The organism is Virgibacillus natechei, from assembly GCF_026013645.1.
In the GTDB taxonomy this organism is placed as follows: domain Bacteria; phylum Bacillota; class Bacilli; order Bacillales; family Amphibacillaceae; genus Virgibacillus_L; species Virgibacillus_L natechei.
This window is the reverse complement of sequence record NZ_CP110224.1, coordinates 1,962,161-1,979,372: the sequence shown is the minus strand read 5'-3', so window position 1 is coordinate 1,979,372 and position 17,212 is coordinate 1,962,161. Positions and strand designations below refer to the sequence as shown.

Sequence of the window (17,212 nt, the reverse complement as noted above, 5' to 3'; positions counted from 1 at the left end):
ATTTATATGGGTATAGACACAAATGGTAAAATATTAGTGGTAGATGATGAAGAAAGAATTCGCCGATTAATTCGAATGTATTTGGAAAGAGAAGAATATGAAGTAGAGGAAGCGGATAATGGTGCTGATGCCTTAGAAAAATCGCTGAATAATAATTATAATGTTATATTATTGGATCTTATGATGCCGGAAATGGATGGCATAGAGGTCTGCAAAGAATTAAGAAAAGAAAAAACAACCCCAGTAATTATGTTAACAGCAAAAGGTGAAGAAGGAAATCGAGTACAAGGATTTGAAGTGGGGGCAGATGACTATATTGTAAAGCCTTTTAGTCCTAGGGAAGTCGTTTTGCGTGTCAAAGCGTTGTTACGAAGAGTGTCTCCTTCATCTGTTAGCGAGACGACCACTGCTGCAAAGAATGTTCTTGTTTTTCCTCACCTGACGATAAACCATGACGCACACCGTGTAAATGCCGATGGGGAGGAAGTATTTTTAACACCAAAAGAATATGAATTACTTTGTTTTCTAGCAGAATCTCCAGATAAGGTGTTTAACCGTGAACAATTATTAAAAGAAGTATGGCAATATGAGTTCTTTGGTGATTTACGTACAGTTGACACCCACGTGAAGCGCTTAAGGGAGAAATTAAATATGGTCTCCGAAAAAGCTGCTAAGATGATTGTAACAGTATGGGGTGTCGGATATAAATTTGAGGTAGATGATGACTAATGTTTTGGCGTAGTGTAGTAGGTAAACTAGCGATAACGATATTATTGCTAGTTTCGTTTGTTTTACTTATACTGACAATTTTATTATTGGAGTTTTTTGAGAACTTTCATATTGATGAAGCAGAAAAAGATATGATACAAACGGCGACTAAAGTATCTGAGTTGGTTGAGCAAGAACCCAATAGATCAACGATTATTGATACAACAGAACGTATACAGGATCCGGATAGTCGTATAGCAATTATATTTGGTGAGAATGACATATGGGTCTCCAGTAGTTCCAATGAAAATCTATCTGGATTGGATGCAAATTGGATAAAGAATATAGAGGAATTCACAGACGTATTAATAAATAACGAACAAATAAGAAGACAGATGGAATTAGCCGCGAGCGATATAGAAACAATGATTGTTGGCGAACCAATATTAACAAGTGACGCAGCTGTATTTGTATATCAGTCTCTAGATGTTATTGAACAAACCAAGGGAGAGACTACTAGGATAATCTTTCTAGCTGCTGGAATTGCTATCATCTTAACTACTATATTTGCATTCTTCTTATCAACGCGTATTACGTCACCATTAATCAAAATGCGAGAGGCTGCCTTTGACTTAACGAGAGGTGAGTTTAATACAAAGGTACCTAAATTAACAAATGATGAAATTGGTGAATTAGCTATAGCATTTAATCGAATGGGGCAACAACTTAAATTTCATATAAACGCCTTACGTCAGGAGAAAGAACAGCTTTCCAGTATCTTAAGTTCCATGGCAGATGGCGTAGTAACACTCAATCGTAATGGTGATATGATTGTAACCAATCCGCCCTCGGAAAAATTCTTTGAGAATTGGTATTTTGAAAATAATATAAAGGTGACAGGTGAAAATCAAAAGTTACCACATGAATTGAATCAGGTTTTGCAAAACGTAATTGATGGAGAGACGCAAGTATTACATGAGATAAGTTTACAAGGAAGAAATTACGTGATGCTGATGACACCATTATATGACCAGTCGTATGTTCGTGGTGCAGTTGCTGTGATTCGAGATATGACAGAGGAAAGACAGTCAGATAAGTTGCGTAAAGATTTTATAGCAAATGTATCCCATGAATTACGTACGCCAATTTCAATGCTTCAAGGCTATAGTGAAGCGATAGTTGACGATATAGCTGATAGTAAAGAGGAAAAAAATGAACTTGCACAAATTATTCATGAGGAATCATTACGTATGGGGCGACTTGTTAATGAGTTATTAGATATTGCCCGGATGGAAGCAGGGAATATCCAACTGAATCTGGAAACCATTGATGTAGAAACATATGTCGACCGCATTATGAAGAAATTTAATGGGTTAGCAACTGATAATCAAATAGAATTATCATTTAAAAAGAATATAGCTGAACCGAATATAATAGCAGATCCAGACAGATTAGAACAAGTATTCACAAATTTAATTGATAATGCGATAAGATATACAGCTGAAAATGGATTTGTTAAGGTTTATATTGAATCTACAACAAATGAATTTCATGTAACTGTTGAAGATAACGGAAGTGGCATTCCTGAAGAAGATTTACCTTTTGTGTTTGAACGTTTTTATAAAGCAGATAAAGCTAGAACAAGGAATAAAACGAAAATAGGGACTGGGTTAGGCTTAGCAATTGCGAAAAATATGATTGATATACATCAAGGAATTATTACTGTTAACAGTAAAATGGACCAAGGAACTAGTTTTACTTTTAAGATTCCACAAAATAATAGCGACTAAATCTGTTTTTCGTTATGTAAGTATGATATTATTTAATAGTAATTAAATTGAATACAGTTTTCTTGAATTTTAGGTGTTTGTACTTAATAGGGAATCCAGTGAAAATCTGGAACTGTCCTCGCAACTGTTAATGATTACGAAATAAGCGAAACCACTGTATGACTTATTCATATGGGAAGGGCTTAGAAGTAGGTTTAATCATAAGTCAGTAGACCTGCCAAAATTCTTGTTTCAATCCTTCGAGGATATGAGCGATTGGGACAACCGAATACATATAATATAGTGATTTATAATTCGTTTGTCTGAAAGCTAACTCTAGAAGTAGGGTTAGCTTTTTCTTTCTAGCAGTTTCCATTCGCATAACTATTCTTAATTACAATAAAACAAAAAGGATGGGGAAAAATGAACAAGTGGATTTTACGTTTAGCATCAGTATTAGTAGTTATTGGTCTTTTAGTTGGTTGTGCTTCTGAAGAGGAAAATCCCAATAACGAAACAGGGGAAGAAGCAGAAGCTAATCAAAATTCGGAACAAAATGAAGAATTAGCTTCAATGACAATCTCCCAAGATAATGAAGAAGAAATCATTACAGAAGAAGAGGTTGTAATAGAGGAAGACGCTATTCTAATGGATGTATTGAAAGAAAACTTTGACGTAGAAGAAGAGGGGGGATTTATCATTTCCATTGAAGGTGTGTCCCCAGAAGAAAACGAGGAAAAATCTTGGATGTTCTTTGTAAATGGCGAAATGGGGTCTGTAGGAGCAGAGGAATTTGAATTAACTCCTGGTGACGAGGTTACATTCGACTTACAAGCTTGGGAATGATCGTGTGAATACTTATAAATTAACATTACTAGCATTGCTTGCAGCACTTGCTGTTGTTGGTAGGTCTGTTTTTGCATTCTTACCGAGTGTACAGCCGGTTACTTCAATAATCATTATTTGTGGTTTGTTTCTTGGCCCTATGGCAGCCATTTTGCTAGCATTCCTAACAACATTTTTATCTAATATGTTATTAGGAATGGGTGTATGGACAATCTGGCAAGTTGTCTCATGGGCTATAATCGGACTTTTAAGTGGTCTAATTGGGAAAATCCCAATAAAACTCCCAATATGGACTATCGTAATATATGCAATATTTAGCGGGTATTTATATGGTTTTATCGTATCCGTAACAACTTACCAAATAACAGGACATTTTTGGCCATATTATATTGCCGGTTTGCCTTTTGATACAAACCATGCAATAGGGAATGCAGTATTTATAATTTTACTGTTTCCGATTATTTCATATTATTTTAAAAAATATGCAGATAACCGGTTTGTTATTCAAAATACCAACTAATTGAAGTTGGTATTTTTTCTTTTTTTATACTATAGTAACACTAGATGGAATACTTAAACCTATGACATTGGCGTACCAAAAAAATCTATATCAATTCTTAAGCCGTCATCGTTTCGTTAGGAGGAAGATCGTCCTTGTTGTTAGAAGGAATTATATTATATTGCAGTTCACAAATCGGAACAGAGCGTACAGGAGCGTCCATCTATCACTTACTTAATGGGAAAAAATCTATTCAAACGGTTCAAGATGCGCATGTATATAATCTTACAAGCTTTTATGGTGTACATAAACGGTTAAGTCAGCAAAGATTTAACGCTATAATAAGGGAATTGATGACTTATGATAGGCTTCAGAAAACTAGCACTACTCTCATATATACGCCTACTATAGCAGGAGAAGATTGGCTTCATAAACATAAACCAAATTTACCATTTAATTACTATAATGGTTTAAAATATCATGATACTGGTACTATCTTTTTAGATAGATTGACATTGCTTATACAAACATTAACCAATAGTAAAATGAATTATTTCACGTTCATTCCAGTAATTGATAAGCTGCCAATTGAAAATTGGGTAAAATCATTTTATATAAAAATGAAACCCCATGAACCCAAATTATTACCCGTTATATATAAGGAGTTACATATCCTCTTACAAAATCTATCTGACCAGGAAGCTGAATTATTTATCGATCGATTAACTGGCTTTAAAAATTATGGTATGAGTATTACACAACTAGCTGATACGTATAAGTTCAGTCCAGATGATGTACAGTTAATGCTTGTAGCGATAACTCATCGCATGTTTGAAACAATTGAAAATAACAATAATTTTCCCATTTTGGGCTTGGTTATCAAAGATCTTGTGAATACTACATTATTAACAAATTCAGCAGCCACTACCTATAATCTTTTACAAAAAAAGCATTCTATTGATGAGATCTCCCGTATTAGGAATTTAAAATCGAACACGATTTATGATCACATTGTGGAAATTGCACTGTATGATGTTGATTTTTCAATTATTAATTATGTAAGCGAAGAAAGTCAACTCGATATCACAAATGCCGTTACGGAAGCAAACTCCTATAAACTGCGAGATATCATGCAATTAGTGGATGAAGAAATAAGTTACTTTCAAATTCGTTTGGTACTAGCTAAAGCAAAAAAATTTCTGAAGTAAGGTGATTAATAAAATGAGTACTCGACATATATTGGAAGAAAAACTAAAAACTCACTTTAACTATACATCGTTTCGATTAGGGCAAAAAGCAATTATTGAAGATGTTATGTCAGGAAAAGATGTTCTTGGTGTACTGCCAACTGGTTCAGGTAAATCGATTTGTTATCAGCTGCCAGCAACACTGTTAGATGGTGTTACGATTGTGGTTTCACCTTTAATTTCTTTAATGATTGATCAGGTGAAAGAATTAAAAGCCTTCCATTTCAAAAAAGTTGTCGCCCTGAACAGTTTTATGTCACCTACCGACAGAAAGCTCGTATTTGATAACCTGCATACATATAAGTTAATCTATATTTCTCCTGAACTCCTACAAAAAGAAGAAGTGTTGGGACGTCTGCGTCAGTTGCATATAAGCTTATTTGTTATTGATGAAGCCCATTGCATATCACAATGGGGACATGAATTTCGACCGGATTATTTAAAGTTGAACAGCATTATTAGAACTTTAAAAAAACCATCCATATTAGCCTTAAGTGCAACAGCCACCCCAGCTGTTCAACAAGATATTATTTCTGCGTTAAACACGCCCAGCATCACGAAACATGTGCATCCAATGGACAGAGACAATATAAGCTTTTCTGTAGAACGGGTAATGGATGATAAAGAGAAACAATCTACAATAATTAACTTGCTGTCTCATTATAACGTTGCGACACTCATTTATTTTTCAAGCAGACAAGCCACTGAAGATACAGCAAAAATTCTTAGTGAAAAACTAGCTTCCAAAAGAATTGCATATTATCATGGTGGGATGGAACAAGGTGACCGTATTACCATACAACAGCAATTTATGAACGATCAATTAGATATTATATGTTGTACAAGTGCATTTGGAATGGGAATAAATAAAGATAATATTCGTTTGGTAATTCATTTCCATCTCCCTTTACAAATAGAGTCCTATATTCAGGAAGTTGGTAGAGCTGGAAGAGATGGAGAGACAAGTGCAAGTTTATTGCTTTTTTCGGAGAAAGATATCTACCTTCCAAAAAATATGATAAAATCAGAACTTCCATCATTTGAGGATTTAAAAGTAGTCTTTCAACAATTACAAAATCTATATAAAGCTGGTGATCAACTTCCAAAGAATGGTGCTGAAAATTTATTTCAAATAAGTGAAACACAATGGCGGTTTTTACAGTATCAATTTGAGAAACATGGTATGATTGAAGGAAATAATATTATTTTTCACGAAGAAAATTGGAGACAGGCGTTTCAATGGATAAATAACCATAGGGCTGAAAGAACATTGCTAAAAGAAAATAAATTACGAGAAATGCTGCAATGGATACATGAGAGTGAATGTCTAAGAAAGCATTTATATAAGAGCTTTCAATCCTCCTACAATAAACCGAAATATCAATGTTGCAGCAATTGTGGGTTCTCATTCACTAACTGGAAACCAAAACAGAAGAATATAAAAGCAATTCCTGAAGGTACATGGGAAAGTAAATTGAAAAACCTATTATTAATTGGAGAAGAATAATGAAACAAAGTGAAATGATCAAGTTGATGTCAGATGAAGAATTAAAAAAGCAATTACTACTGTCGCAATTTATATTTGCAGTTCTTGCGATCGTATTAAGTATATTTTTATTCGAAAATATAGGTGAATGGCTGTTATACTTGAATTGGGACATACAAGAGATTATTTATTATGGAATAATTCCTGGACTCATCATCGTGTTTATTGATATTCTTCTTATGCTAATTTTTCCAAAACGCTTTTACGATGATGGCGGAATTAACGAACGTGTCTTTAAAAATCAGTCTATCGGATACATATTCATCCTTTCATTAGTAGTCGCTATTTCAGAAGAATTACTATTTAGAGGAGTTATTCAAACAACATTTGGCTACGTATTTGCAAGTTTCATATTTGCACTTATTCACTTTCGTTATTTGAAAAAACCTGTCTTGCTGATCTCTGTATTATTCGTAAGCTTTTATATTGGATATATGTTTGAAACAACAGGCAATTTACTTGTAACGATAACCGCTCATTTTACCGTGGACTTTGTATTAGGGTTACTAATTCGTTTTCGAAAGTGAGGTACTACTTAAATTGAACCATAATTCATCAAACCAAGAAGATCAGGCAACTGAATTAAGATCATTATTAAATGACGTAGAACAGGGCGGACGGGAAAAGGTTAATCAATCAGATAAGCGAACTCACTCTATGGAGGAAAATCAGAAAGTAGATATACTCAATTTACCTCCAAGGAAAGATGTGCACAGTCATAACAAGAAGCGCACACATTTAAGGATAGGTAATCCCTTGTTACGTTTCATCATTGTGTTTATTATTCTTCTGAGTGTATTTATAGGTGCATATTATGTATGGGGTGAAGAATTAATTAACTTCATAACTAATTTATAGCTATTCATAGTCAGTCTTGATGAGCTGGCTATTTTTAATTAGTGAACGAATAAGTGAAAATTTTATCACGTCATGGTACGATAATTAAGAACTGTATGATACTATTTAATTTATCGCAGTTTAATGGGCAAGTCGACTAAATACGGTACATCCTATACGTCGTGAAACCCCTACTAATGAAATTTCACTTTAGTGGTTAGGGATAATAAAATTTAAGCAGAATAAAAACGAATGATAAGTTCAACAATTACATAAAAGGCATACAATGTATAAAGCATTCATTTTCAAGTTATAGTTGCTAAAATAAACAGAAGATATTTAACCAATTTCTGAACATATTTTATGTTTTTTAAAACAGTGAATAGGAGGATACTGTATGCGTATTGAGCGAGTGGCCGATGATCAATTTACAATATTTTTAACGTTTGATGACTTAATTGAAAGAGGGTTTACAAGAGATGATTTGTGGCATGATGCGTCAAGTGTCCGGAATCTGTTTAGTGACATGATGCATGAAGCGAGTACGGAGTTGGGATTTGAACTGGAAGGGATGTTGCTTGTACAAGTACACTTAATGCAAGCACAAGGAATGCATGTTATCGTGACGCAGAATTTTGAGGATATAAGTTGGGATGAGGATTTTATTGAAATGAAAGTGACATTAGATGAAAGTGAAGAGTTGATATTTTCCTTTGAAGATTTTGAGGATGTGATACGAGTGGCGACATACTTGTCCTCACTGTCGATTGATGGTGGCCAAGTGTATTACATGGATAGTCTTTATTATATGTTATTGAATGATTATGACCTTCAAGATAAAGACAAAGAAGATATTATTGCAATAATGTCTGAACACTCCAATCCAAGCATTATTACTTCCTATCGATTAAAGGAATACGGAAAAGAAATCTATAAAACGAATGCAGTTGAACAAATCGTTCAGGTCTTTATTAATAGATGATGGAATAATGGTTAAAACAAGTCGTTTAACCAGCTAAAAGTCCACAAATTTCAAATATTTTAAAAGCATCTTAAAAAGAAACATATTTTATTGCATATTTATTATGAAGGTGTATACTAAACTCTGAGTACAGCTATTTTTAATTATTTACAGACATTCTAGGAGGTAAGTTAATGGTAGCCGATAAAGCAGTAGATTCTACCAAAGAAGATAATAAAAAAGCAGATATTTTAAGTTCAACTAGGACTGTTGTGAAAGAAGCATTGGAAAAACTGGGTTACCCTGATGAGGTTTTTGAGCTATTAAAAGATCCGATTCGTATGATCACAGTAAGAATACCTGTTCGTATGGATGATGGATCCATTAAAGTATTCACTGGATATCGTGCACAGCATAATGATGCAGTTGGCCCAACAAAAGGTGGAATTAGATTCCATCCCAATGTAACAGAAACTGAAGTTAAAGCATTATCAATTTGGATGAGTTTAAAAGCAGGTATTGTAGACCTACCCTACGGTGGAGGTAAAGGTGGAATTGTTTGTGATCCGAGAGAAATGTCATTTCGTGAATTGGAAGGTCTAAGTCGTGGATATGTGCGTGCAATAAGTCAGATTGTTGGCCCTAATAAAGATATTCCAGCACCTGATGTATTTACTAATTCACAGATTATGGCTTGGATGATGGATGAGTATAGTCGAATTGACGAATTCAACAGTCCTGGTTTTATCACAGGTAAACCAATCGTGCTTGGAGGTTCACATGGAAGAGAATCTGCAACTGCAAAAGGTGTTACAATTTGTATAAATGAAGCTGCTAAGAAAAAAGGTATGGATATAAAAGATGCACGCATTGTTGTTCAAGGCTTTGGAAATGCAGGTAGTTTCTTAGCGAAATTTTTACACGATTTAGGTGCGAAAATTGTTGGGATATCCGATGCATACGGCGCACTACATGATCCGGACGGTCTCGATATTGATTATTTACTAGATAGAAGAGATAGCTTTGGAACGGTAACAAAGCTTTTTAATACAACGATAACAAACGAACAATTACTGGAATTAGATTGCGACATTTTAGTTCCAGCAGCTGTAGAAAATCAGATTACAGTTAATAATGCGCATGATATTAAAGCGAGTATTGTCGTGGAAGCAGCGAATGGACCTACAACGATGGAAGCGACTAAAATACTAACGGAACGAGAGATACTTTTAGTACCAGACGTCATGGCATCTTCCGGTGGTGTTACGGTTTCATATTTTGAATGGGTACAGAATAATCAAGGTTATTATTGGACAGAAGAAGAAATTGATAAAAAACTTCATGAAATCATGATTAAATCATTTAATCAGATCTATAATACAGCAAAAACAAGACGTGTTGATATGCGCTTGGCAGCATACATGGTTGGTGTTAGAAAAATGGCAGAAGCGTCAAGATTCCGAGGATGGGTTTAGATATTTAATAAACAAACGAAATGACGAAAAAACCCTTATCAGGTATAGTTAGGTAGGGGTTTTTTTATGTTATTAATTTAGAAAAAGGAAGTGTAACTTTTGCAAAACGAAAGCGTTATTGTTATAGGTGGAGGACCTTGTGGAATGTCCTGTGCTATTGAATTACAAAAGCATGGTATTAATCCATTAATTATAGAAAAAGAGAGCATCGTGAGTACCATTTATAATTTCCCGACACATCAAACATTTTTCAGTTCAAGTGAAAAATTAGAAATTGGAGAAGTTGCTTTTATTACAGATAAGCAAAAGCCTGTTAGAAATCAAGCTTTAGCCTATTACCGAACGGTTGCCGAGAGAATGCAATTGCGAGTAAATACATATGAAAAGGTATTACAGGTAAAACAGGAGGATAAGCACTTTGTAATTAGCTCAAGAAAGAATAACGAAGAAAAATATGAGTATCATGCGGATCATGTAATAATTGCTACTGGATATTATGATCAACCTAATTATATGAACATACCGGGTGAAAACCAAAATAAAGTTATGCATTATTTCAAAGAAGCACATCCGTATTATAATAAGAATATAGCTGTTATCGGCGGAAAGAATTCTGCTGTTGATACCACATTAGAGCTCCATAAAGCAGGAGCAAATGTCAGCGTTTTTTATCGAGGTAGCGAATATTCTAAAAGCATAAAACCCTGGATTCTCCCGGAATTTGATGCATTAGTAAGCAAAGGCATTGTTCAAATGAACTTTAATTCTCAAATTACAAAAATAACAACTAACTATATTTATTATACAGTTGATGATGTAGAATATAGTATTGAAAATGATTTTGTGTTTGCAATGACTGGATATAGGCCGGATCTAAAATTTCTTAAAGATACGGGGATCTTGATTAATGAGCATGATGGAACCCCACATTATAATCAAGACACATTCGAAACAAACATCCCTGGTATATTTGTAGCAGGTGTCGTTGCTGCGGGGTATAATAACAATGAAATTTTCATTGAAAATGGACGTTTTCACGGACAAGCGATTGCAAGGGAAATAATGAAAAACAAATAGTTAAAAAATGATAGCAGATGCGCTTTGCTATCATTTTTTATATTAACCGCAGTCTAACAGGCGGTTCGACTAAATATGGCACGTCCTGGGACTGCGCGTAAATGCTCGTCCCATCGAAAATCATTGGGACTGCGCGTAAATGCTCGTCCTACCGAATGAAGTTTTATTTATGAAAACAGGTCTTGCAACAAAAACACATCATTTGTGATTTCCAGTTCGATAAGCAATTTAATTCTTGCCTTAGGTCCTGTTAACCCATTAGCGAGAATGACGCCCATTTCTTTTAATTGTTTGCCTCCACCATTATAGCCATACGTTGGCTGAACAATTCCTTGATAACATCTCGATACCAGAATTACAGGAATTTTATCGTTTAACATATTTTGAAGTGTTGGTATGGTTCTTTCTGGAAGATTACCTTGACCCAACCCCTCGATTACAATCCCATCCGGTCTTGCTTGATAAATAGCCTGTAAAATATTTTCATCCATACCAGCAAAGGCTTTTAGCAAGAAAACATTTTTGGATATTTGATTAACAGTTTTCTTTTGTTTAACAGGTAGTGCATGATAAAAAATGATGTGTTCCCTTGTAATAATTCCAATTGGGCCATATTGTGGGCTTTGAAATGTTGCTACATTACTGGTCGAAGTCTTTGTTACATTGGTGGCTGTGTGTATTTCGTCGTTCATTACGACTAAGACGCCTTTATTAGTCGCTTCATCATCAACAGCCACTCGTAATGAGCTAATTAAATTGTATAATGCATCTGACCCAATTTCATTGCTTGATCGCATCGCTCCAGTGACAATAACCGGTTTATCTGTCTCAAGAACTAGTTCTAGAAAATAGGCTGTTTCTTCTAATGTATCTGTCCCATGTGTCACAACGACACCATCATAAAGAGAGATCACTTCTTTAATTTTGTTGGCCAACCTTAACATATGCTGTGGAGTGATATGTGGTGACGGGAGTTCGAATTCAATAATTTCATCTATATTTGCAAATGCTTGAAAATGAATGGATAAATCTGTTAAAGGATGTTTGGTTGTAGTGCTAATTTCACCAGTTTCCTTATTTTCCAACATAGAAATGGTGCCACCTGTATGAATGAGCAAAATATTTTTCATTTCTTCACCTGCTTTAACTTCTATTCTTTCCTTCAATTAACAATAATAAAGAATTGCTATTATTTTTGTTTAATTCTTCTCTAAAAACGTTTTCGAAGTAAATTAAATAATATTGGAGTAACGCTTTACAAGAGTGGATTAGTCGTCATGTTGAGCCCTCTATATTAAAAATGTAGAGGTGTTTATTGTGCATGAAATACACAATCTATTTTAACACATTTATTTATTTATGAATAAAATAGACATTTAGCTGAAAAATAGTAATCATAATACAAATTAAAAGTAGGAGGTTAAAACGATGACCTATAAGAAGCAGTCCCTATTATTGTTAATAATATGTTTTATGTTTATAGGATTTGAAGCTTCTAATTCATCAAAAACAGTAAATGCTTTTAGTCCACAAGTGATTCAACAAGGAGCCGTAGGGGATGATGTGATTGAATTACAATCTAGATTGCAGTATATAGGTTTTTTTCACGGAGATATTGATGGTGCCTTTGGATGGGGCACGTACTGGGCGTTACGAAACTTTCAAGAAGAGTTTGGAATGAAGGTAGATGGGTTGGCTGGAGAACAAACTAAAGAAAGATTAGAGAACGCAAGTAATTATGATGAAGGTTTTGTAAAAGAACAAATAAGACAAGGTAACAAGTTTACACATTATGGGAGCATGGATCTTCAAGACCAGACAGCTCCTGGTGGTGAGGAATCACAGGAACAACCAGAACCAGAAATACCAGAAGGTGGAGAAGCAGAAGGGACACAGCCTGAAGCTGAGGGAGAAGGTGGACAAGAAGGAACAGCCGAAGGAGAGTCTGAGGGTGAACCAGAAGAGGGACAACCAGAAGATGAGCAAGCTGGAGATACGGATACAGCTTCCGTAAATGTTCCACAAGGGTTTTCACAAAATGATATACAACTGATGGCAAATGCTGTTTATGGAGAAGCTAGAGGAGAGCCATATGAAGGACAAGTAGCCGTTGCGGCAGTTATATTAAATCGGATTGAAAGTGACACGTTTCCTAATACAGTGTCAGGAGTGATTTTTGAACCAAGAGCATTTACGGCTGTTGCTGATGGACAGATTTGGTTAGAACCGAATGAAAGAGCCAGAGAAGCTGTTTTAGATGCGGTTAACGGATGGGACCCTTCAGGTAATGCAGAATACTATTATAATCCTGTAACAGCAACATCAGATTGGATTTTTTCAAGGCAGACAATTAAACAAATTGGAAAACACATATTTGCTGAATAGAAAGGTGTGAGGTATATGATTCGCTGGATTTTGATAGCAGTACTTACTATAGGGATTGCTGGAACTGGTTTTTGGGGTTATCAAGAGCAACAGGAAAAGAACGATGTACTTATTCAAGCAGAAAATACGTATCAACGTTCTTTTCACGAACTTTCTTATCATGTTGATCTATTAAATGACAAAATTGGATCAGCTTTAGCTATGAATTCAGAGCAAAGGCTGTCTCCGCAATTAGTCGATATATGGCGTTTAACATCTGAAGCCTTAGCTAATGTAGGTCAACTTCCATTAGGGGTGTTACCCTTTAACAAAACAGAACAATATTTATCTAATATTGGTGATTTTATGTATCAAACTGCTGTTAGAGATTTAGAAGATGCCCCTCTTACAGATGAAGAGACAGAGTCCTTAGAGAATTTATATGAACAATCTGGAGAAATAAAAGATGAGCTTAGGCAAGTGCAACATGTTGTTTTGGATAATAATTTACGCTGGATGGATGTTCAAGTAGCGTTGGATAATCAAGAAGACCAAGAAGATAATACTATTGTTGATGGGTTTGAATCAGTTGAAAACTCAATGGATGGGTATTCAGAAACAAATATTGATTCCCCTATAGTTGGAAGCTCATCACAGGAACAACATGAGTTTAAATTTTTAGAAGGAGACAACGTCACTGAGGAAGAAGCATTGGCTTTTAGTAAAGAGGAATTTAATGTAGAAAACGAAGAGAATTTAAGTCTAACACAGACTGGTGAGGGATCGGATATCCCGATGTATAGTATATCCTATGAAAATGATGAAAAGCGTGCTTATATGGATATGTCCGTTCAAGGTGGACATCCAATTACAATGTTAGTAGACAGACCAGTTGAAGATCAACAGATGAGTTTAAACGAAGGATTAGAAGTAGCGACGGATTATATAGAGGAAAATGAGTTTGAAAATATGACAATATTTGAGAGTAACGAATATAATAACGTCGGTTTCTACGCCTTCTTGAGTAATGAAAATGATGTTCGAATTTTCTCAGATGCGATTGAGGTTAAGGTTGCATTAGATGATGGGGAAATATTAGGAATTACATCAAGGAATTACTTTATGAACCATACAGACAGAGACATACCTGAGCCAGAGATCTCTGAAGAAGAAGCAAAAGAAATGGTCAATCCACATGTAGAAATACAAGAAGAATTTTTGGCTGTTATTGATGATGATGAAGGTGAAGAAGTTTTAACCTATGAATTTCTTGGTGTAATGGGTAATGAAACGTATCGAATATTTATTAATGCAATGAATGGAAGAGAAGAAGAAGTCGAAAAATTGGATGGAACAGAAATTAATTATGGCGGTAATAATATTTAGGGAGGGCGTATGCCTTCCCTTTCTTTGATTTTTCTGTGACAATAAGTAAATAATACTACTGTTACTGGAGGTTAGTATATGAAAATAGGGACGTTTCTGAATTTGGAGATTAAGCGAGTAGGAGAAAAAATACAGAAGTATCAATGTAAAGTCATTGAGAAAGATGATCAATATTTATATGTTGATTATCCTATTCACGAGAAAACAAGGAAAACAAGTTTTTTTTCAATAGGAACAACTTGTTCTGCTTCATATTTAGGTTCGGATATGGGAGTTTATTCTTTTCATACTAAAATTATATCAAAGGCTACATTAACTGTACCTGCTCTCGTAATTGAATATCCGGAGCAAAGTCGTATTCAACGAATTCAACGCCGTGAATTTGTACGTGTTGAAACAATTGTTGACATTGCAGTTCATAGTTTAGATAATAAATTTTCACCATTTACATCCGTGACATCTGACATAAGTGGTGGAGGATTATCGTTTACTATCCCTAAGCATATAACTTTAAATACTGATCAACATATGGACGTTTGTATAATCTTAATAAGCCAAACAGGAGACTATAAATATATTTTTGCAAAAGCTGAAATCGTCCTCATAAAGCCAGTAAATGAATCACTATCAAAGGCTTCTTTAAAGTTTATTTCCATTACAAAGCAAGCTCAACAAGGTTTGATACGTTACTGTTTTGAAAAACAACGGGAGTTAAGAAAAAAAGAACTGCAGTATTAATGATCACATCTTATTTTTAGAAAGTCGACAATGAACAGATAGACCACCTTTTTATAGATGTGTTATTATTTACATAACCATGTTCACTATGAGCTTGGCTGTTCAGGTTTTTTCATCTAGTTAAACAAACATAATTTTTATTGGCGAGAGGAAGAAGTTTAGAAATGAAGAATAACGCAATTGCAATTGCAATCGATGGCCCAGCTGCAGCTGGGAAAAGTACCGTTGCAAAAATAGTGGCAGAAAGCCTTTCTTATATTTATATTGATACAGGAGCAATGTATCGTGCACTAACATTAAAAGCTATAGAAGAAAATATTCAATTGGATGATGAAAATTCTTTAATTTCCTTGCTAGAACGTACAGACATAAAGTTAAAACAAAGTGAGGCAGGACAAATTATAATAGTGGATGATATGGATGTCACAGCAGAGATTCGTTCGCAGAAAGTTACAAACCACGTATCTTATGTGGCGAAACATCCAATTATACGAGAAGAAATGGTTAAGAGGCAACAATCTTTTGCAACAAATCTTGGTGTTGTAATGGATGGTCGGGACATAGGAACGCACGTGCTTCCTAATGCTGAAGTTAAAATATTTTTAATCGCAACAGTCGAGGAACGGGCAAAACGAAGATATGAAGAAAACTCTAAAAAAGGATATTACTCCGATATGGAGGAATTAAAACAAGAAATTGAACAAAGAGATCTTATCGATTCTAAGCGTGAAGCTTCACCATTAATTAAAGCAAGTGATGCATCTGAAATAGATACGACGTCACTTTCAATTAACCAAGTAGCCCAGCGCATACTAGCGGAGGTTTATAAAATAATTCATGATTAAATTAACGAAATAAAGTATGTTTAAACTTTTGGTAAAAATGATCGAAAGGGGATCTTCGACTAAGCACTACACCGTCAATAACCAAGATAGAAGGTCATAACTTTCTATACAAGTCCGCTACTAGGACCTACACTGCCTTTGACGCACTGGACGTGCTAGTGTCGGCATTATAGATGGGGACCTGCCACTTTAGCCGAATTCGTCGTTGTTATTCTCCTTTAGCATTAATAAGTTCTGTAAAGGGGTTATGATATGAGTCTTTATAAAATAGGAAAAACTCTAATAGCAATTATTTTCTATCCGTTATTTCGAATTAAAGTTATAGGTAAAGAAAACATACCCAAGGAAGGTCCCGTTATCATTTGTTCGAATCACATTTCAAACATGGATCCACCAGTAGTTGGAATTACTTCACCAAGAGATATTTACTTTATGGCAAAAGGCGAGTTATTTGAAAAGCGTTTCTTAGGTAAACTACTATTATGGGTTCATGCATTTCCGGTTAAGCGAGGGCTGAGTGATCGTAATGCTTTAAGAAAAGGCCTTGGTATACTAGGCAATAATGAAACACTGGGACTATTCCCTGAGGGTACCAGAAGTAAAACGGGTGAACTTGGAGAACCTTTAGCTGGAGCTGGCTTTTTTGCCTTGCGGTCAAATGCGATTATTGTTCCATGTGCTATTATTGGCCCATATAAAGTTGGGAAAAGGTTAACTGTCATCTATGGACAGCCTATGGATATTGAATATTATCGAGCTTCTAAAGCTTCTGCAAAAGAAGCCGCGGAAGCCATTATGTCTGAGATAAAGATAATAAAAGAAAATCACGCGTCAAAAACTGCTTTACTTGACAAATAATTGTAATTGTTAGAAGTTATAAATAAGAGATTTTAAAATGACGCAACTTCTTTACT

General features: G+C 34.9%; 17 protein-coding genes and 1 riboswitch. Of the genes, 16 read left to right on the top strand and 1 reads right to left on the bottom strand.

Features of this window, described 5'->3' with window-relative positions:
• The first annotated feature begins 6 nt into the window (after positions 1-6).
• The 11 genes from OLD84_RS10345 (at position 7) to OLD84_RS10295 (ending at position 10,965) form a co-directional block, all read left to right on the top strand.
• The gene (locus OLD84_RS10345; RefSeq protein ID WP_209462829.1) at positions 7-729 is read left to right on the top strand and encodes a response regulator transcription factor; all 723 of its coding nucleotides are present in this window, start codon (positions 7-9) and stop codon (positions 727-729) included.
• On the top strand, positions 729-2,498 hold the full coding sequence (locus OLD84_RS10340; RefSeq protein ID WP_209462828.1) for an ATP-binding protein: 1,770 nt from the start codon (positions 729-731) through the stop codon (positions 2,496-2,498). Before OLD84_RS10345 ends, OLD84_RS10340 begins: the two co-directional genes overlap by 1 nt.
• A gap of 53 nt (positions 2,499-2,551) precedes the next feature.
• Positions 2,552-2,734, top strand: a riboswitch (cobalamin riboswitch).
• A 166-nt stretch (positions 2,735-2,900) separates the two neighbouring features.
• Complete coding sequence (locus tag OLD84_RS10335; protein WP_209462827.1) at positions 2,901-3,323, top strand: DUF4430 domain-containing protein; 423 nt, start codon at positions 2,901-2,903, stop codon at positions 3,321-3,323.
• Between the two features lie 4 nt (positions 3,324-3,327).
• The gene (locus OLD84_RS10330) at positions 3,328-3,843 is read left to right on the top strand and encodes an ECF transporter S component (RefSeq protein ID WP_209462826.1); all 516 of its coding nucleotides are present in this window, start codon (positions 3,328-3,330) and stop codon (positions 3,841-3,843) included.
• A 134-nt stretch (positions 3,844-3,977) separates the two neighbouring features.
• Positions 3,978-5,030, top strand: a complete 1,053-nt coding sequence (locus OLD84_RS10325) for a YpbB family protein (RefSeq protein WP_209462825.1) — start codon at positions 3,978-3,980, stop codon at positions 5,028-5,030.
• Positions 5,031-5,043: 13 nt separating this feature from the next.
• Positions 5,044-6,576: a RecQ family ATP-dependent DNA helicase gene (locus OLD84_RS10320; RefSeq protein ID WP_209462824.1), complete on the top strand. Its 1,533-nt coding sequence runs from the start codon at positions 5,044-5,046 to the stop codon at positions 6,574-6,576.
• Positions 6,576-7,142 carry a CPBP family intramembrane glutamic endopeptidase gene (locus OLD84_RS10315; protein ID WP_209462823.1) on the top strand — a complete coding sequence of 189 codons (567 nt, stop codon included), beginning with the start codon at positions 6,576-6,578 and terminating at the stop codon, positions 7,140-7,142. Before OLD84_RS10320 ends, OLD84_RS10315 begins: the two co-directional genes overlap by 1 nt.
• Positions 7,143-7,155: 13 nt before the next feature.
• Positions 7,156-7,473 carry a hypothetical protein gene (locus tag OLD84_RS10310; RefSeq protein WP_209462822.1) on the top strand — a complete coding sequence of 106 codons (318 nt, stop codon included), beginning with the start codon at positions 7,156-7,158 and terminating at the stop codon, positions 7,471-7,473.
• 376 nt (positions 7,474-7,849) lie between these two features.
• A complete protein-coding gene (locus OLD84_RS10305) occupies positions 7,850-8,434 on the top strand; it encodes a genetic competence negative regulator (protein ID WP_209462821.1) in 585 nt (194 codons plus the stop codon).
• A gap of 173 nt (positions 8,435-8,607) precedes the next feature.
• Positions 8,608-9,888 (top strand): Glu/Leu/Phe/Val family dehydrogenase, encoded by a 1,281-nt coding sequence (locus tag OLD84_RS10300; RefSeq protein WP_209462820.1) that lies wholly within the window; start codon positions 8,608-8,610, stop codon positions 9,886-9,888.
• Between the two features lie 99 nt (positions 9,889-9,987).
• Positions 9,988-10,965 (top strand): YpdA family putative bacillithiol disulfide reductase, encoded by a 978-nt coding sequence (locus tag OLD84_RS10295; RefSeq protein WP_209462819.1) that lies wholly within the window; start codon positions 9,988-9,990, stop codon positions 10,963-10,965.
• 167 nt (positions 10,966-11,132) lie between these two features.
• Here the strand turns inward: OLD84_RS10295 and OLD84_RS10290 are convergent, their stop codons facing one another.
• Positions 11,133-12,095 carry an asparaginase gene (locus OLD84_RS10290; protein WP_209462818.1) on the bottom strand — a complete coding sequence of 321 codons (963 nt, stop codon included), beginning with the start codon at positions 12,093-12,095 and terminating at the stop codon, positions 11,133-11,135.
• A 298-nt stretch (positions 12,096-12,393) separates the two neighbouring features.
• On the opposite strand from OLD84_RS10290, the gene sleB reads away from it, so the two are divergent.
• The 5 genes from sleB to OLD84_RS10265 all read left to right on the top strand — a co-directional run bounded on the left by sleB (position 12,394) and on the right by OLD84_RS10265 (position 17,156).
• Positions 12,394-13,350 carry a spore cortex-lytic enzyme gene (sleB, locus tag OLD84_RS10285; protein WP_209462817.1) on the top strand — a complete coding sequence of 319 codons (957 nt, stop codon included), beginning with the start codon at positions 12,394-12,396 and terminating at the stop codon, positions 13,348-13,350.
• A 15-nt stretch (positions 13,351-13,365) separates the two neighbouring features.
• On the top strand, positions 13,366-14,715 hold the full coding sequence (gene ypeB, locus OLD84_RS10280) for a germination protein YpeB (protein WP_209462816.1): 1,350 nt from the start codon (positions 13,366-13,368) through the stop codon (positions 14,713-14,715).
• Between the two features lie 78 nt (positions 14,716-14,793).
• Positions 14,794-15,453 carry a flagellar brake protein gene (locus tag OLD84_RS10275; protein WP_209462815.1) on the top strand — a complete coding sequence of 220 codons (660 nt, stop codon included), beginning with the start codon at positions 14,794-14,796 and terminating at the stop codon, positions 15,451-15,453.
• 164 nt (positions 15,454-15,617) lie between these two features.
• Positions 15,618-16,298, top strand: a complete 681-nt coding sequence (gene cmk / locus OLD84_RS10270; protein WP_209462814.1) for a (d)CMP kinase — start codon at positions 15,618-15,620, stop codon at positions 16,296-16,298.
• 252 nt (positions 16,299-16,550) lie between these two features.
• Positions 16,551-17,156, top strand: a complete 606-nt coding sequence (locus OLD84_RS10265) for a lysophospholipid acyltransferase family protein (protein WP_209462813.1) — start codon at positions 16,551-16,553, stop codon at positions 17,154-17,156.
• Positions 17,157-17,212 lie beyond the last annotated feature (56 nt).

Excerpts from the sequence above, each read along its gene's own strand:
- OLD84_RS10345 (WP_209462829.1), top strand. The coding sequence starts at position 7 with ATGGGTATAGACACAAATGGTAAAATATTAGTGGTAGATGATGAAGAA.
- OLD84_RS10340 (WP_209462828.1), top strand. The coding sequence starts at position 729 with ATGTTTTGGCGTAGTGTAGTAGGTAAACTAGCGATAACGATATTATTG.
- OLD84_RS10335 (WP_209462827.1), top strand. The coding sequence starts at position 2,901 with ATGAACAAGTGGATTTTACGTTTAGCATCAGTATTAGTAGTTATTGGT.
- OLD84_RS10320 (WP_209462824.1), top strand. The coding sequence starts at position 5,044 with ATGAGTACTCGACATATATTGGAAGAAAAACTAAAAACTCACTTTAAC.
- OLD84_RS10315 (WP_209462823.1), top strand. The coding sequence starts at position 6,576 with ATGAAACAAAGTGAAATGATCAAGTTGATGTCAGATGAAGAATTAAAA.
- OLD84_RS10305 (WP_209462821.1), top strand. The coding sequence starts at position 7,850 with ATGCGTATTGAGCGAGTGGCCGATGATCAATTTACAATATTTTTAACG.
- OLD84_RS10300 (WP_209462820.1), top strand. The coding sequence starts at position 8,608 with ATGGTAGCCGATAAAGCAGTAGATTCTACCAAAGAAGATAATAAAAAA.
- OLD84_RS10290 (WP_209462818.1), bottom strand. The coding sequence starts at position 12,095 with ATGAAAAATATTTTGCTCATTCATACAGGTGGCACCATTTCTATGTTG.
- sleB (WP_209462817.1), top strand. The coding sequence starts at position 12,394 with ATGACCTATAAGAAGCAGTCCCTATTATTGTTAATAATATGTTTTATG.
- ypeB (WP_209462816.1), top strand. The coding sequence starts at position 13,366 with ATGATTCGCTGGATTTTGATAGCAGTACTTACTATAGGGATTGCTGGA.
- OLD84_RS10275 (WP_209462815.1), top strand. The coding sequence starts at position 14,794 with ATGAAAATAGGGACGTTTCTGAATTTGGAGATTAAGCGAGTAGGAGAA.
- cmk (WP_209462814.1), top strand. The coding sequence starts at position 15,618 with ATGAAGAATAACGCAATTGCAATTGCAATCGATGGCCCAGCTGCAGCT.
- OLD84_RS10265 (WP_209462813.1), top strand. The coding sequence starts at position 16,551 with ATGAGTCTTTATAAAATAGGAAAAACTCTAATAGCAATTATTTTCTAT.